We start from the raw sequence: 16,493 nt of genomic DNA, 5'->3' as shown, positions 1-16,493 counted from the left end.
GAACGGATAAGCGATGCCGATATGCGCATTTTGCATATGTGTAACCATGTGTCCCAAGCAGATTCAGATTGGCGGTTTGAGTCGGTGTACAACTGTGTACTCCGTTGTTATGGCTGAACGCGGTGCCCGGCCCCACGTCCCACGCGGGCGTCGGCTGTTCCTGCGCGCGGTGCGGCGATTGTTCAGCCCGCTACAGCCCGACGACTACCTGGAGATGATCAATCCGCTGTGGACCACCAAGGAGCTGCGCGGAAAGGTCGAGCGCGTCGAGCCGCAGGGCTCGGAAGCGGCCAGCGTCCTGATCAAGCCGGGCTATGAATGGCCTGGTCACCAGCCCGGGCAGTACGTGCGGCTCGGCGTCGTCATCGACGGGGTCTACCACTGGCGCGCGTATTCGCTCACGTCGGATCCGGTGCCCGAAGACGGGCTGATCAGCGTGACGCCCAAGAAGGTGGACGGGGGTGTGGTGTCGCCGTATCTGGTGCAACGGATCCAGCCCGGGGACTTGGTCCGGCTCGGCGAGATCGAAGGCGTCTTCACCCTGCCCGAACCGCTGCCGCCCAAACTGCTGTTCATCAGCGCCGGGAGCGGCATCACCCCGGTGATCAGCATGCTGCGCAGCCTCGACCATCGCGACGCGTTCGCTGACGTCGTGGTCATCCACTCCGCGCGAACCCGCGAGCAGGTGATGTTCCTGTCCGTCCTCGAAGACCTCGACCGCCGGCACCCCGGCATGCGGCTGGATCTGCGTTTGACCTCCGAGCGGGGCAGGCTCAAGCCGGACGACCTGGACGACGCCTGCCCGGACTGGCGCGAACGCGAGACGTTCAGCTCGGGTCCCGGCGACATGCTCGACGCGCTGATCGAGCACTGGGAAGGCAACGCCGACCGCGAACGACTGCACTTCGAGCGGTTCCAGCCCAAGATCGGTGGCGACGCCAACGCCGGAGAGGGCGGCACGGTGTGCTTTCTCGACAGCGAGAAGTCCGTCGAATGTGACGGCGGCACCTCGATCTTGGAGGCGGGGGAGAAGGCCGGCCTCAATCTGGCCCACGGCTGCCGAATCGGCATCTGCCACACCTGCGTCGGGACCCTGAAGTCGGGCAAGCTGCGTGACCTGCGCTCGGGTGACGTCATCGAGCCCACCGAACAGGACGTCCGAATCTGCATCAACACCGCCGAAGGCGACGTGAAACTCGCACTGTGATCGAAAGGAGCGGCCGGTGACCTCCGTCGCGGAAAAGACGATGAAAAGCCCCCTTGAGCGCCTGAGCGAACAAGAGCTCGAAAAACTCGCCAAGGAACTCGATGCGATCCATGACGAGGTGTTCGCCGATCTGGGCGAGCGGGATCGGCGCTACATCAAGACGGTCATCTCGGTACAGCGACAGATCGTGGTGGCCGGCCGCATCCTGCTGCTGGGATCTCGTTCGAAAACCGCGTGGATCCTGGGAACCGCCTGCCTGGGAATGGCCAAGATCCTCGAGAACATGGAGATCGGCCACAATGTGATGCACGGCCAATGGGATTGGATGAACGATCCCGATATCCATTCCTCCGTGTGGGATTGGGACACCGCCTCGACCGCCGAGGCGTGGAAGCATTCCCACAACTACATCCACCACACCTACACCAACATCCTCGGCAAAGACAAAGACCTCGGCTACGAACTCCTGCGCATCGATCCCGCGCAGAAGTGGGCACCGCGGTACCTGTTCCAGCCGATCTCGAACCTGTTGCTGACGCTGCTGTTCGAGTGGGGTGTGGCGATCCACGACATGGACATCGAGGCCATTCGGCGCCGCGAGAAGCCCTGGTCGGAGGTGCGCAAGGACCTGCGCGGCATCAGCGGAAAGGCGCGCGCGCAGGTCATCAAGGACTACCTCGGCTGGCCGTTGATCAGCGCCGGCGCCTTCGCGCTCGTTCAGCTGGCCGCACGCGGCAGGCTCGATCAGCCCCCGCGGTCGCGGGTGGGCAAAGCGCTGCGCAGGGCCGGTGGCGGTCGCCTGGGCTCGGCGGCGGATCTGCTGGACAAGCTCTTGCCGGGGGTGGAAAGCACCTATCTGCGGACCCTGGGCGCCGACGCGCTGGCCAACGTCATCCGCAATGTGTGGGCGCACGCCATCATCTTCTGCGGCCATTTTCCCGACCAGACCTACACTTTCACCCCCGAAGAGGTCGAGAACGAGACGCGCGGCGGGTGGTATGTACGCCAGCTGGTCGGCGCCGCCAACATCGAAGGCAGCCCGCTGTTCCATGTCATCAGCGGCAACCTCGGCTACCAGGTGGAACACCACCTCTATCCCGACATGCCGAGCAGCCGCTACTCGGAGATCGCGCCGAAGGTCAAAGACATCTGCGAACGCTACGAACTGCCGTACAACTCCGGCCGCTTCTCGAAGCAGTGGTTGATGGTGCACCGCACCATCTTTCGATTGGCCTTCCCCGGTGGGAAGCCGCGGCGCAAACCGGGACCGTACCGAAGCCCGACCGACCGGCCGGGGATGCAGCGGCCCAGCGAGGGCGCCCGCTTCCGGGAACGTGTCCCGGCCGAACACCCGGCCGCGGGCCCCGAACACGAGTCCGGCGGCGTCGCGGTGCAGCCGCCACCGCGCGGCAACGACTGACCGCACCCTCGGCTCGCGCCGCTCGGCGAGGATCAGCGAAATGAACCGCTATCGCCGGCCCCTCGTGAATGATGATCGATGGTGCATCTCATTCGGACCGCCAGCGGCCTACCCGCGCGGCTGTGGCGCAGCCCGCTGCGCGGACCTTGGCTGACAGCGGTATTGGGCTCGGTGCTCTTGGTGACGCTGCCGATCGTCATCCTCACCGGCCTGCTGTCCTACATCGCCTACGGGCCGCGACTCGGCCAGGCCATCCCGGGCGACGTCGGCTGGCTGAAGTTGCCGACCTTCGACTGGCCCACCGATCCGTCGTGGCTGTACCGGCTGACCCAGGGACTCCACGTCGGGCTCGGTTTGGTGTTGATCCCCGTGGTGCTCGCCAAGCTGTGGTCGGTGATACCGCGACTGTTCGTGGTGCCGCCCGCACGGTCGGTTGCCCAACTGCTGGAACGGGTTTCGCTGCTGATGTTGGTCGGGGGCATCCTGTTCGAGATCGTCACCGGCGTGCTGAACATCCAGTACGACTACATTTTCGGATTCAGCTTCTATACCGCCCACTATTTCGGCGCCTGGGTCTTCATCACCGGCTTCGTCGTGCACGTGGCGATCAAGAGCCGGCGCATGTGGTCCGGTTTGCGCTCGATGCCGCTGCGGGAGGTGCTGCGCACCGCACGCGCCGATACCAAGCCGCAGCCCTGGCAGCCCGACTCCCTGGTCGCCGCCGACCCCGGCCCCGCGACGATGAGCCGCCGCGGCGCGCTGGCGCTGGTGGGCGGGGGCGCGCTGTTCCTCGCGCTCATCACCGCTGGTCAAACCGTCGGCGGGTACGCCCGGCCCGCCGCGTTACTCCTGCCGCGCGGGCGCAGCCGAGGCAACGGGCCCAATGACTTCGAGGTCAACCGGACCGCGGCGGCCGCCGGCATCTCGCCTTTGGACACCGCCGACCGATGGCGGCTGACGATGACCGGTGGCCCCCGGCCGGTGACCGTCGACCGCGCCGCGCTGCTGGCGATGCCGCAACACACCGCCGTGTTACCGATCGCCTGCGTGGAGGGCTGGTCGACCACCCAAACGTGGAGCGGGGTGCGGCTGGCCGAACTCGCCCGCCTCGCCGGTGTGCCCGCGCCGGATTCGGCGCGCGTGTCGTCGCTGGAACGCTCCGGCGCCTTCGCCGGCGCCACCCTGCAGGGCAACCAGGTGCAGCACCCGGACGCGCTGCTGGCGCTGCGGGTCAACGGCACCGACCTGTCGCCGGACCACGGCTTTCCCGCGCGCATCATCGTGCCCGCGCTGCCCGGCGTGCACAACACTAAATGGGTGGCCGCCATTGACTTCCGCACGGCCGCCCATGCGTAACGCGTTCGCGAGGCTCTACGGGTCCCACCCGCTGCACCTGCTGACGATGATCGCCGGATTCGCGGTGCTGGGCTACGTGGTCGCCACGGTCAAACCGGCCACGCTGTGGAACCCCGACGTGTGGTGGCAGTCGATCGTCGTGTGGTTCGCCGGGGCCGTCGTCGCCCACGATCTGGTGTTGTTCCCGGTCTACGCGGGCCTCGACCGGCTGCTGTCCCGCCGAGCGCCGCGCCCCGGTCCCGACGTGCCCGTGCTCAACCATCTCCGGGTGCCCGCGCTGGGGGCGGGCCTCACGCTGCTGGTGTTCCTTCCCGGCATCATCAGGCAGGGCGGCGCCACGTACCGGGCGGCGACCGGCCAGACCCAGGACCCATTCCTGGGTCGGTGGCTGTTGTTGACCGCGGCGATGTTCGCGGTCAGCGCCGCAGCCTATGCCATCCGGACGGCATGGGCGCGGCAGCGGACCCGGGCGCGGGAAATGGCGCCCCGGGCAACGAATCAACGCCCCGGCGACGGGCCTTAGAGGATTCTTGGTGACTCCTTGGAGTGTCCTTGCGGGTGCGCGCGCGTCCCGTGTATCTCCATTCGGCTAACTACACTCGCGCCCCGTGGGGAGCCGAAACGAAAGAACAGGAGCCACGTTCTGCGCGGGGGTGGCCGCGTTCGTCCTCGCGCTGGGCTCCTCGGCCGGCAGCGCGACAGGACCGACAACGTCAGCAGCTTTGTCCAGCCCCCTGCCCGTTTCGCAAAGCGATCCCGACGGCGTGCAACCCACCGGTGGAAACGGGTGCATCATCGGCCTCAATTGCGGGTGCCTGCATAACTGCCACAAGCCGCGGGCCCACCCTCCGAATGTTCCCGCCAAGACGCAGCGCTCCACTCCCGCCCCGAGGAATCCCTAGCCGGCTGTTTCTCGGCGGGAGCGAGACCGGGCCCCGCGTCGCTTTCCTATCATTGACCGAATGAGCGCCGGCGGGCTGGATATCGGGTCGTCGCCGGCATTCTCCGAACAGGACCCGGCCCGGTTTCGCGAGGCCGGCTGGTGGTGCGATACGACGCTGTCGGACGCCGTGCGCCGCAACGCCGCGCAGACCCCAAACCGCCTCGCCTATGTCGACCACCCCGAAGCGTCGCTGACATGGCGTGAATTCGACGACGCCGCAACACGTTTGGCGCAGTCCCTGGCCGGTGCCGGCGTCACGCGCGGGGACCGGGTCGCGGTATGGCACCGTGACTCCGCGGCCATCCACGCCCTGTTCGTCGCCATCGAACGCTGCGGGGCGGTGGTCGTCGGCGTCGGCGCACGGGCCGGCACCCGCGAGGCCACAGCGATACTGCGCAGCGCCCAGCCGAAGGCCCTGATCAGCGATGAGCCCCACCGCGAGGCCGCCGCGGGCGTCGCCGATGAACTCGGGCTGCCGGCGCTGCTGCTGGACCGGACCCTTCGCCTGGACGTCGGCGCGAAACCCACCGCGCTCACGACCGACGCCCGCCTCGGCCCCGACGACGTTTTCCTGATCAATTCCACCTCCGGGACCACGGGGCTGCCCAAGTGTGTCGTGCACACCCAGAACCGTTGGCATTACTTCCACCAGAAGGCCGTCGCCAATGGGCTGCTGGCGCCGGACGACGTCTTTTTGCCGGTGATACCCACGCCGTTCGGGTTCGGGCTCTGGACCAGCCACACCACACCGATCTACCTCGGCGCCACCGCGGTGCTCCTGGACCGGTTCACCACCAAAGCCACCTGCGAGGCCATCGCCCGGCACAGGGTCACCGTATTATGCTGCGTCAGCACACAATTGACCATGCTGATGGCGGACCCGGCCAGCCGCGAACGCGACCTGAGCTCGCTGCGCGTCGTCTACACCGGCGGCGAGGCGTTGCCGTATCGCCCGGCGGCCGAATTCGAGGAACTCACCGGCGCCAAGATCCTGCAGTTCTTCGGCTCGAACGAAACGGGGATGCTCAGCGCGACCACCGTCGACGACTCCCGCGAACGGCGGCTGCGCACCGGGGGCCGCATCATCCCCGAAATGTCGGTCCGCCTCTTCGACGGCGACCGCGACGTGACCGACACGGGTCGGGGCCAGCCCGCGTGCCGGGGCCCGGCGACCAGCCTCGGTTACCTCGGCGGCACCGACCACGACAAGCTGTTCACCCCCGACGGGTGGATGCGCATGGGCGACATCTGTGAAATCGACGCGGACGGCTATCTGCGGGTCACCGGGCGCACCTCCGACTTCATCGTCCGTGGCGGCAAGAACATCAGCGCAAGCCAGGTCGAAGACGCCGTGACCACCCACCCCGCCATCGCGGTGGCCGCCGCGGTCGCCATGCCCGATCCGGTGTTCGGCGAAAAGGTCTGCCTCTACGCCGAACTCACCGGCTCCGCCACCATCGACCTTCCCCAGCTCGTCGAACACCTGCTGGCGCTGGGAGTTTCCAAGGAACTGCTGCCCGAGCGCCTCATCGTTCTCGACGAATTGCCCCGCTCGTCGGGCGGAAAGATAGCCAAAGGCCGACTTCGCGAGGATATTGGAGCCAGGATGGAGGCTGGTCATGAACGCACCTGATGCACGCCGTGGCGGGCTGGAAGTCTGGGCGCCGTCAGTGGTTCCGCCGATCGGCGTCGAGCTGTCCCACGAGCAGGCGCTCGCCATCGCGTTCCGCCACCTCGCCGGCATCGGCTTCGCCGAGAACATGGCCGGACACATCACCTGGCAGCTCGACGGCCAGACGAACATGTTCGTCAATCCCTGGGGCCTGTGGTGGCAGGAGGTCAGCGCCTCCGACATCTGCGTGGTGGACGCCGACGCGCGCGTGGTCCGCGGCCGCTGGGACGTCACCCCGGCCATCCACATCCACACCGAACTGCACCGCGTCCGCGACGACGCCCGCGTGGTCATCCACAACCACCCGTACTACGTATGCGTGCTCGCCGCGCTGGGCAGGCTGCCGGAGCTGGTGCACCAGACCGGGTCGCTGTTCCTCGACGACCTGTGCCTGGTCGAGACCTACGACGGCGAGATCGACAGCCCCACTCGCGCCGCGGATCTCGCGGCCCGCATCGGCGGGGCCAACCTGACCATCCTGGCCAACCACGGCGTCATCGCGACCGGCCGCAACCTGCCCGAGGCCGTCTACCGCGCGGCCTCGATCGAACGGGTGTGCAAGCTGGCCTACGACGTCATGCTCACCGGCAAGCAGCCGGTGGCCATGCGGTGGTCGGACATGGCCGGCATGCAACGCTCGCTGATCGAACGGGCCGCCGACGTGTACTGGGCCGGGGCCGCGCGGATGACGATCAAGGCCGACCCCGACGTCCTGACTTGAGCCACAAGGAGTTTGACGCGTGAAATCGATCGACGAGCTGGCCACTGACCTGAACTTCACCACGGCGAAGACCGGCACCGAACGTTCGGTCACCTTCCTGCCCGATCCGCCCCGGGCGCGACGCCGCTACACCGTCATCTCGGTCGACGACCACATCGTCGAACCCCCCGACACCTTCGCCGGCCGGCTGCCCCGAAAGTTCGCCGACCGAGCGCCCAAGGTCGTCGACACCGACGCCGGGGGCCAGACCTGGGTGTACGACGGCCGGGAACTGCCCAACGTCGGCTTCAACGCGGTGGTCGGGCGGCCGGTGGCGGAGTACGGCTTCGAACCCGTCCGATTCGACGAGATGCGCAGGGGCGCATGGGATATCCACGAGCGCGTCAAGGATATGGACCTCAACGGGATCTACGCCTCGCTCAACTTCCCCTCGTTTCTGCCCGGCTTCGCCGGACAGCGGCTGCAGCAGGTGACCACCGACCGCGACCTCGCGCTCGCCTGCGTCCGCGCCTGGAACGATTGGCATTTCGACGTCTGGGCGGGCTCGTATCCCGACCGCATCATCGGATGCCAATTGCCGTGGCTGCTCGACCCCGAGCTCGGCGCGAAGATGATCTACGAGAACGCCGACCGCGGCTTTCACGCCGTGACGTTCAGCGAGAATCCGGCGATGCTCGGCCTGCCGAGCATCCACACCGACCACTGGGATCCGATGATGGCCGCGTGCGCCGAGACCGGCACCGTGGTCAACCTGCACATCGGATCGTCCGGGTCGTCGCCGTCCACCACCGCGGACGCGCCGCCGGACGTGCAGGGCGTGCTGTTTTTCGCCTACGCCATCTCCGCGGCGGTCGACTGGTTGTACTCGGGGCTGCCCAGCAGGTTCCCCGACCTGAAGATCTGTCTGTCCGAAGGCGGAATCGGTTGGGTGGCAGGACTGCTCGACCGCCTCGACCACATGCTCAGCTATCACGCGATGTACGGCACCTGGCAAGCGCTCGGCGAGCGCCTGACCCCCGCGGAGGTGCTGGTCCGCAACTTCTGGTTCTGCGCGGTCGAGGACAAGTCGTCGTTCGTGCAGCGCGACCGGATCGGCGTCGACAACATCATGCTGGAAGCCGACTACCCGCATTGCGACTCGACGTGGCCGCACACCCAGCAGGCCATCCACGAACAGATCGGCGACCTGCCGTCCGACGTCATCCGGAAGTTCAGCTGGGAGAACGCATCCCGCCTGTATCGGCACCCGGTGCCCGCCGCCGTGCAGCGCGACCCCGAGGCGTTCTGAGCCCGGCAACCCAGACCCCTTGATCACCGGCGGGGGGTTCCGCCAGCGTCCCGCTTCGTATAAGTTACGTTTAGTACGTACTGAACGAACGGGATGGAGCGTATGTCGCCGGACGAGGCCGAGTTCGTCGACCGCCTCGGGCTGTTCTTCGAGTTGCTGGGCGCCACCCGCACCATGGGCCGGGTCTACGGGTGGCTGCTGATCTGCGATCCGCCGCAGCAGTCGCTGACCGCGCTGGCCGCCGCGTTGTCCGTGAGCAAGGCGTCGATCAGCACCGTCGCCCGGCAACTGCTCGAAGGTGGCATGGTCGAGCGGTTGCCGAGCCCGAACCGCCAGCACCTCTACCGGGTCACGCCGGGCGGGTTCACCAGCGTGCTGGAAACCCAGCTGTCCCTGATGCGGCTGGGGATCGAACCCGCCGAATTCGCGCTGTCCGTGCTGGACGAGGACCGCGCCGAACAACGGCAACGCGTGGAGGACTTCCGCGATTTCTGCGAGTTCTGCACGCGGGCCTACCGCGACCAGCTCATGGAAATGTGGACCGAATACCGCGCGAAGAGGAAGCAGCGATGACCGCAACGGACAAAGTCGATTTCAGCTCGGTCGCCTGGGGATCGGTGGAATGGACGAATCTCGTCACACTGTATCTGCGCGCATGCGAAAGCCGTTCGAAGCGGCCGATTCTGGGCGACACGGTCGCCGCGGACGCGGTGGACCGGATCAGCTACGACTTCAAGCGCATGCGCCGGAGCACCATGCCCGCCTCGAACCAATACCTGGTCGCGCTGCGCGCCAAGAAGTTCGACGACTGGTGCGCCGATTTCCTCTCCCGCCATCCCGACGCCGTTGTCCTGCACCTGGGTTGCGGCCTTGACGGCAGGGCCTTCCGGCTCGACCTACCGCCGTCGGTTTCCTGGTTCGACGTCGACCAGCCCAGCGTCATCGGGCTGCGGCGGCAACTCTACGACGACACCGAGCGCTACCGGATGATCGGCTCGTCGGTGACCGAGCTGCGGTGGCTGGACGACGTCCCCGCCGGGCGTCCCACCCTGGTCGTCGCCGAGGGCCTGCTGATGTATCTGCACGAAGAGGAAGTCCGGCGGCTGCTGCAGCGCCTGATCGACCGATTCCCCGGCGGTGAAATGCATTTCGATACGCTGTCGGCCCTGGCCCCGTTGCTGTCCAAGGTCTTCACCAGGGGCATCATCACCTGGGGCATCCGCGACGCGCGCCGTCTTGCGGCCTGGCATCCCCGGCTGCGGTTCCTCGAGCAGACGCCCGCGCTGGCCGGCTACGAGCACATCCCGTCGGCCGCGGTGCGGATGATCTACGCGCTGACGTGGGTGATCGGCGGGCGCGGCTACGACGTGCTCAATCGTTTCGAGTACTGAACCTCACAGGTCGGATGCCAGCCGGCGCAGAATGTCGGTCGCGGGCTCGGCGGTGGCTTGCCGGAAACCGGTGCCCGCCCACAGGTGTACGTAGTCCGGCTTTCCCGCCGCGGCGGCCGCCTTGCGCAGCGGGCTGGTCAGGTGGTGGATGGCGGGATAACCCGGGGGCGCCTCGGCTTCGTGGGCGTCGATGAACGCGTTGCGCAGGCCCCGGGCCGGCCGGCCGGTGAAGGCCCGGGTCAGCACGGTCTCGGTGTACGCGGGATCGGCCAGCGCCGCCTGATGAGTGGTCGACGCGCCGCTTTCGGTGGCGCGCAACAGCACCGTCCCGACGGCGGCCGCGGCCGCTCCCGCCCGGATCACCTCGGCCACCGCGGCCGGCGTGGCGAGCCCGCCGGTGGCCAGCACCGGCAGGGGAACCGTCGCCACGACCTGGCTGACGAGGTCGACGATCGGGACCGGGGTCAGCGGCCGCGACGGCGACAGGGTGCCGGAATGGCCGCCGGCGTCCGCCGCCTGCACCACGAGCATGTCGACGCCGGCGTCGCGTGCCTGCTCCGCCTCCTCGGCCGTGGTGACCGTCTGGACCACCACGCTCTTGGCCCGTTGCAGCGCCGCGATCACGTCGCGCGGCGGAATGCCGAACGTGAACGACACCATCGGAACCGGATCGTCGAGCAGCAATTCGATCTTCGCGTCGAAGCTGTCGTTGTCCTCGACGGGCTCGGACGGCAGCGTCAGGCCGAACTGGTCGGCCTCGGCCTGGATGATCGCCGCGTACTCCCGGTAACGTCGCGGATCGACCGGCACCGGGTTCGGCGCGAACACGTTGACGCCGAATGGGATCCCTTCGGCGCGAAGGGCTTTGATCTCGGCTTCGACGGCCTCCACGGTCTTGTAGCCGGCGGCCAGCATGCCCAGGGCCCCCGCACGGGTGGCGGCCGACACCATGGCCGGGGTGGTCGGTCCGCCCGACATGGGGGCCGCAACCAGCGGTATGGACATCCCGAACTGCGCCAACATCTCCATGCCTCGACAATATCGGCCGCGATCGGCGGTGCGGCGGCATTACACCGTGAGCACCGACCTGGCAGGATGCTTGAGCGTGAAGCGCCCCAACTTGCTCGTAATCGTCGCGGACGACCTCGGGTTTTCCGACATCGGCGCCTTCGGCGGCGAGATCGAAACACCCAACCTCGATCGGCTGGCCTACTCCGGGATCCGGCTCACCGATTTCCATTCGGCGCCGGCGTGCTCGCCGACCCGGGCGATGCTGTTGACCGGGACCGACCATCACATCGCCGGCATCGGCACGATGCTCGAAGTCGCGTCCCCGGGATTTCGCGGCGCCCCCGGCTACGAGGGCTACCTGAACGACCGGGTCGTCGCGCTGCCCGAACTCCTGCGCGACGCCGGATATCTGACGCTGATGTCGGGCAAATGGCATCTGGGCGCCACCATCGACAGGTCGCCGTGGGCACGCGGCTTCGAGCGCTCGTTCGCGCTGCTGCCCGCCGGTGCCAGCCACTACGGGGGAGCGGGCGCGCGCGGGTTTTCGCCGGTGTCAACGCTTTACACCGAGGACGACAAGTTCGTCACCGTCGGCGACGACTTCTACTCGTCGGACTCCTACACCGACACCCTGCTGCGGTACCTGGACGAGCGCGCGGCCGACGACGACCGTCCGTTCTTCGCCTACCTGCCGTTCCAAGCGCCGCACTGGCCGCTGCAGGCGCCCGACGAATCCGTCGCGAAATACCGCGGCCGCTACGACGACGGACCGGACGCGCTGCGCGAGGAGCGACTGGCCGCCCTCAAGCGGCTCGGTCTCTGCCCGCCCGACGTCACCGCGCACCCGGTGGTGGCCGACGGCGCGCCCGAGTGGGCCGACATGACCGACGAGCAGCGTGCGCGCTCGGCCCGCAGCATGGAGGTCTACGCCGGGATGGTGGACCGGATGGATTACAACGTCGGCAGGGTGATCGACTACCTGACGGCCAGCGGCGAACTCGACGACACCGTGGTGATCTTCCTGTCCGACAACGGCGCCGAGGGCGCGATCGTGGAGGCGATGCCGCTGCGCGGCGCCGAGATCGCCGCGCAGATCGAAAAGCATTGCGACAACAGCCTCGACAACCTCGGCCGGCCCACGTCCTTCATCTGGTACGGGCCGCGCTGGGCGCAGGCGGCCACCGCGCCGTCGCGACTGCACAAGGCGTTCACCACCCAGGGCGGCATCCGGGTGACGGGTTTTGTCACCTGGCCGGGATTCGCGCGGCAACAACAGATCGGCACCGCGTTCAGCACCGTGATGGACGTCGCGCCAACCCTGCTGGAGCTGGCCGGCGTCGCGCACCCGGGCACGTCCTACCGCGGCCGCGAGGTGGCCCCCATGCGCGGCCGCTCGCTGGTGGAGTATCTGACCGGCGCCGCGGAGACCGTGCACGACGCGGACACCGGAACCGGCTGGGAGTTGTTCGGCCGCCGAGCCATCCGGCGGGGGGACTGGAAGGCACTGCACCTGCCGGCGCCGTACGGCCCGGGTGACTGGCAGCTCTATGATTTGGCTTCCGATCCCGGCGAGATTCACGACCTGGCCGCGTCGCATCCCGACAAGCTGGCCGAGCTGGTGGCGCTGTGGGATCGCTACGTCGAAGAAACCGGCGTGATCCTCGAACCCGTCTCCGTGTTCGACACCGAACTCTAGCGAGCGGTCGCCACCTATGCTGGGGCGTTGATGGTCGAAACAACCACCTGCGCGGTCGTCGGCGGTGGCCCGGCGGGAATGGTCCTCGGGCTGTTGCTGGCCCGGGCCGGTGTCGAGGTCACCCTGCTGGAAAAGCACGGTGACTTCCTGCGCGATTTTCGCGGCGACACCGTGCATCCCACGACGCTGCGGCTGCTCGACGAGCTGGGCCTGGGGGAGCGGTTCGCGCGATTGCCGTTCAGCAAACTCCGCCGGGGCACCTTCGAATCCAACGGGCACTCGGTCACCTACCTCGACTTCGAACGGCTCCGCCAACCCCATCGCTACATCGCCATGGTCCCGCAATGGGACCTGCTCAACCTGCTCGCCGAGGCGGCCCGGGCCGAACCGAGTTTCACCCTGCGGATGCGCAGCGAGGTCACCGGCCTGCTGCGCGACGGCGGCCGGGTCGTGGGCGTGCGCTACGACGGACCCGACGGGCCGGGCGAACTCAGGGCCGAGTTGACGGTGGCCTGCGACGGCCGCTGGTCGATCGTGCGGCAGGAGGCCGGACTCACCGCCCACGAATACCCGGTGAACTTCGACGTGTGGTGGTTCAAGCTGCCACGCGACGGCGCCGCGGACCACTCGTTCCTGCCGCGCATCGGGTCGGGCAAGGCGCTGGCCGTCATCCCGCGCGAGGGCTACAACCAGATCGCCTACCTGGGGCCCAAGGGCGGCGACGCCCAACTGCGCGCGCGGGGGGTCGAGGCCTTCCGCCGCGACGTGGGTGCGCTGCTGCCCGACATGCCCGAGTCGGTGGCGGCGCTCGAATCCATGGACGAGGTCAAGCACCTCGACGTGCGCGTGAATCGGCTGCGCCGCTGGCACACCGACGGGTTGCTGTGCATCGGCGACGCCGCGCACGCGATGTCGCCGCTCGGCGGTGTCGGCATCAACCTGGCGATCCAGGACGCCGTCGCGGCCGCCACCCTGCTGGCCGAACCGCTGCGCCGGCACCGGGTCACGGGCCGCGACCTGGCCGCTGTGCGCCGCCGCCGCGCCGTTGCCACCGTTTTGACCCAGGCGGGCCAGCGCGTGCTGCAGGCCGCGCTGGTGCGGGCGGTGTTTCGCGGCGCGGATCCCGCCCCGCCGCGATGGGTTCTCGGCGTCGTCCGGCGACTGCCGTGGCTCTCGGTCGTGCCGGCCTACTTCGTCGGAGTGGGGATCCGGCCCGAGCATGCGCCGGGCTTCGCCCGCCGGCCGCCCGGTGCGGCACCATGACGCCGCCAAAGCGCGAAAACCCGTTGCGGATCGGCATTTTGGGGGCGGCGCGCATTGCGCCGATGGCGTTGATCAACCCCGCCAAGGAGAATGCGGACGTCGTCGTCGCCGCCGTGGCCGCCCGCGACGTGACCCGCGCGCGGGCCTTCGCCGCGCAACACGGCATCGCGACCGTGCACGGCGATTATGACGCGCTGATTGCCGACCCGGGCATCGACGCGATCTACAACCCGCTGCCCAATGGTCTGCACGGCCGGTGGACCAGGGCGGCGCTGGCCGCGGACAAGCACGTGCTGTGCGAAAAGCCGTTCACCGCCAACGCGATCGAGGCCCGCGAGATCGCCGAGCTGGCGGACGGATCGGATCGCGTGGTGATGGAGGCCTTTCATTATCGCTACCACCCGCTGACCCTGCGGGCCGAGGACATCATCGCCTCCGGGGAGTTGGGCACGCTCGAACGCGTGGAGGCGGCGCTGTGCTTCCCGCTGCCGAAGTTCTCCGACATCCGCTACGACTACTCGCTCGCCGGCGGTGCGACCATGGATGCCGGCTGCTACGCGGTTCATATGGCGCGCACGTTCGGCGGCCGGTCCCCGGAAGTCGTGTCCGCTCGCGCCACGTTGCGTGACGCGCGCGTCGACCGGGCCATGACGGCCGAGCTGCGGTTTCCGGCCGGCCACACCGGCCGGGTGCGCTGCTCGATGTGGTCGCCGCGCTTACTGCAGATCAGCGCCCGGGTGATCGGTGAACGCGGCGAGTTGCGCATCGTGAATCCCGTGATGCCGCAGGCATTTCACCGCCTCTCGGTCCGGTCGGCGAAGGGCAGACGCACCGAACACTTCGGCCGCCGCGCCTCCTACGCCTATCAGCTGGATGCCTTCGCCGCGGCGGTGCTGCGCGGCGCGCCGATCAAGACGACCACGCACGACGCGATCGACAACATGACCGTGATCGACGCGATCTATTCGGCCGCCGGTCTTCCGCTGCGCTATCCGGTCTGAACGCCGGCCAGCAGCCGGCGTGCCGCCTCGACGCAGGGGCGCAGCCGTTCGATCGGGCTCACCCCGGCCAGCGCCAAAGATCGTTGCGGGACCTCGATCTCGATGACGATGTCGGCGGGCAGCGCGGCCAGGATGTCGCGCAGGGGCAGGTCGCCCTCGCCGGGCACCAGGCGCTCGAACATGGCCTCCTCCAGGTAGTTGTCCATGCGCGGCCGCAGCGTCGTGTCGTTGAGTTGGGCATAGCCGATGCGCCCGGGGTCGACGGCCGCCAGCTCGCTCGCCCCGGAACCCGAGCGCATCAGGTGCATGGTGTCGACCAGCAGCCGGAATTCGCTTCGCCCAACGTATTCCGCGGCGGCCAGGCCGGCGGGGAGGTCACCGATGGTCAGTCCGGGCACCGGTTCCACGACGGTACCGATGCCGCGCTGGGCGGCAAGTTCGGTCAGCGCCGCGAACTGGTCGAGGGTGCGCGGAAGGTCGGGGTCGAGGCTCACCACGTTGATCCGCGGGACGCCGAGTTCGGCCATCACGTCGAGGTCGGGCCGCAGCGCGTCCACGTCGGCGCCGGGGCGCACGAGGAATCCGTCGCCGAGCGAGATGGTTACGCCGCGATCGTCCATCGCGGCGAGCAGATCCTTCCTGAGCGCGGCGTCGTCCTTGAGGGAGAAGGCAGGGTAGCCGAGTGGCACCAGCGGCATGCCCTGGATGGCGGCCGAGATGCGGGGGCAGCCTAGCTCCGCGGCCAGCTCCACGAACTCGATTGGGGGAAGGCCGAACACGCTGAGCATGCCGAGCGCGAGGCGATCGGGACGCCCCGGCGCGGTCACGCGGGACGACCCGCCAGCTGGGCCAATTGCGCTGCGCCCTCGGCGGTTTGGGTGGTCAGCACGATCCGTCCGGAGGTGACCTGCTCCTCGATGATCGGTGCCTCCAGCACCAGATTGTCCCGGATGAAGGCGACATGGTCTTTGACATGCTCGGCGGTGAACGACGCCCATGCCGCCGCCGACGGCGGGTCGAGCACCAGGGTCACCTGGTAAAAGTCGGCCGTCAGGGCCTGGGGCGGGTCCACGTGTATCAGCCCGAGCTGCATGGTTTCCGGGCCCAGTGTGTACACGTTGGCCCGGGCGAGGTCGCAGGTGGTGAGGGCGTCGGTCGGGGCCACCGGGACGTTCGGACCCATGTCGGGACACTTGGTGGCGGGCGTCGTCGGGTGTGACTTCGTCACCGGGCGAACGGGCAGCGGCGCAATCTTCACGATCGGCGGCGGCGCGGGCGGCGCAGCAGAAGTGGTGGGCGCGTTGGTGATTGGCGGGCCGGACGGCGCGGGCTTGTGCGCCGAGTGGCAGCCACACGTCATCGCCGCAAGTAGGCCGATGGACCCAAGCCAGGCGACGGCGTTGCGCACGCGAACTCGACGGGGACTCATCGAAGCACACTCTACCCACGTATCCGGTGAATCCTCGGAACTCTTGCACCGCAGTTTCTTTGGCGCCGTGGTGGGCGGTGCCGCCGAAGGGGGAG

General features: G+C 68.5%; 15 protein-coding genes. 12 read left to right on the top strand and 3 right to left on the bottom strand.

Going from position 1 to position 16,493, the window contains the following annotated elements; all coding sequences use genetic code 11:
* Nucleotides 1-109 precede the first annotated feature (109 nt).
* The 9 genes from P6281_RS13690 (at nucleotide 110) to P6281_RS13650 (ending at nucleotide 9,998) form a co-directional block, all read left to right on the top strand.
* Nucleotides 110-1,207: a ferredoxin reductase gene (locus P6281_RS13690; protein ID WP_202349205.1), complete on the top strand. Its 1,098-nt coding sequence runs from the start codon at nucleotides 110-112 to the stop codon at nucleotides 1,205-1,207.
* 16 nt (nucleotides 1,208-1,223) lie between these two features.
* Nucleotides 1,224-2,627, top strand: coding sequence for a fatty acid desaturase family protein (locus tag P6281_RS13685; RefSeq protein ID WP_179293453.1), 1,404 nt, complete (start codon nucleotides 1,224-1,226; stop codon nucleotides 2,625-2,627).
* A gap of 78 nt (nucleotides 2,628-2,705) precedes the next feature.
* Nucleotides 2,706-3,983: a molybdopterin-dependent oxidoreductase gene (locus tag P6281_RS13680; protein WP_324738386.1), complete on the top strand. Its 1,278-nt coding sequence runs from the start codon at nucleotides 2,706-2,708 to the stop codon at nucleotides 3,981-3,983.
* Complete coding sequence (locus P6281_RS13675) at nucleotides 3,976-4,506, top strand: hypothetical protein (protein WP_324738385.1); 531 nt, start codon at nucleotides 3,976-3,978, stop codon at nucleotides 4,504-4,506. The genes P6281_RS13680 and P6281_RS13675 overlap by 8 nt, the downstream gene beginning before the upstream one ends.
* A 439-nt stretch (nucleotides 4,507-4,945) precedes the next feature.
* On the top strand, nucleotides 4,946-6,559 hold the full coding sequence (locus tag P6281_RS13670) for a class I adenylate-forming enzyme family protein (RefSeq protein WP_324738384.1): 1,614 nt from the start codon (nucleotides 4,946-4,948) through the stop codon (nucleotides 6,557-6,559).
* Entirely contained in the window at nucleotides 6,546-7,319 is a 774-nt protein-coding gene (locus tag P6281_RS13665) for a class II aldolase/adducin family protein (protein ID WP_050782779.1), read from the top strand. Before P6281_RS13670 ends, P6281_RS13665 begins: the two co-directional genes overlap by 14 nt.
* Nucleotides 7,320-7,338: 19 nt before the next feature.
* Complete coding sequence (locus P6281_RS13660; RefSeq protein ID WP_014382683.1) at nucleotides 7,339-8,607, top strand: amidohydrolase family protein; 1,269 nt, start codon at nucleotides 7,339-7,341, stop codon at nucleotides 8,605-8,607.
* A gap of 102 nt (nucleotides 8,608-8,709) precedes the next feature.
* Entirely contained in the window at nucleotides 8,710-9,180 is a 471-nt protein-coding gene (locus tag P6281_RS13655) for a GbsR/MarR family transcriptional regulator (RefSeq protein ID WP_009952385.1), read from the top strand.
* Entirely contained in the window at nucleotides 9,177-9,998 is an 822-nt protein-coding gene (locus tag P6281_RS13650; RefSeq protein WP_009952386.1) for a class I SAM-dependent methyltransferase, read from the top strand. Before P6281_RS13655 ends, P6281_RS13650 begins: the two co-directional genes overlap by 4 nt.
* A 3-nt stretch (nucleotides 9,999-10,001) precedes the next feature.
* Here P6281_RS13650 and P6281_RS13645 read toward each other — a convergent pair whose 3' ends face one another.
* On the bottom strand, nucleotides 10,002-11,027 hold the full coding sequence (locus P6281_RS13645; RefSeq protein ID WP_038536483.1) for an NAD(P)H-dependent flavin oxidoreductase: 1,026 nt from the start codon (nucleotides 11,025-11,027) through the stop codon (nucleotides 10,002-10,004).
* Nucleotides 11,028-11,103: 76 nt separating this feature from the next.
* Here P6281_RS13645 and P6281_RS13640 point away from each other — a divergent pair, with 76 nt between their 5' ends.
* From P6281_RS13640 to P6281_RS13630, 3 genes are read left to right on the top strand one after another with little or no spacing between them, the layout of a single operon-like run.
* Entirely contained in the window at nucleotides 11,104-12,705 is a 1,602-nt protein-coding gene (locus P6281_RS13640) for an arylsulfatase (protein ID WP_324738383.1), read from the top strand.
* Between the two features lie 30 nt (nucleotides 12,706-12,735).
* Entirely contained in the window at nucleotides 12,736-13,968 is a 1,233-nt protein-coding gene (locus P6281_RS13635) for an FAD-dependent oxidoreductase (protein ID WP_064893657.1), read from the top strand.
* A complete protein-coding gene (locus P6281_RS13630; protein WP_324738382.1) occupies nucleotides 13,965-14,969 on the top strand; it encodes a Gfo/Idh/MocA family protein in 1,005 nt (334 codons plus the stop codon). Before P6281_RS13635 ends, P6281_RS13630 begins: the two co-directional genes overlap by 4 nt.
* Here P6281_RS13630 and P6281_RS13625 read toward each other — a convergent pair.
* Nucleotides 14,957-15,796, bottom strand: a complete 840-nt coding sequence (locus P6281_RS13625) for a sugar phosphate isomerase/epimerase family protein (RefSeq protein WP_014711729.1) — start codon at nucleotides 15,794-15,796, stop codon at nucleotides 14,957-14,959. The two genes, P6281_RS13630 and P6281_RS13625, sit on opposite strands and share 13 nt — an antisense overlap.
* Nucleotides 15,793-16,377: a SecDF P1 head subdomain-containing protein gene (locus P6281_RS13620; protein WP_201358732.1), complete on the bottom strand. Its 585-nt coding sequence runs from the start codon at nucleotides 16,375-16,377 to the stop codon at nucleotides 15,793-15,795. The genes P6281_RS13625 and P6281_RS13620 overlap by 4 nt, the downstream gene beginning before the upstream one ends.
* Nucleotides 16,378-16,493: the final 116 nt, after the last annotated feature.

It is taken from the genome of Mycobacterium sp. 5-140-3-2 (assembly GCF_035666375.1).
GTDB lineage: Bacteria > Actinomycetota > Actinomycetes > Mycobacteriales > Mycobacteriaceae > Mycobacterium > Mycobacterium intracellulare.
This window is presented reverse-complemented; position numbering and strand designations above follow the sequence as displayed.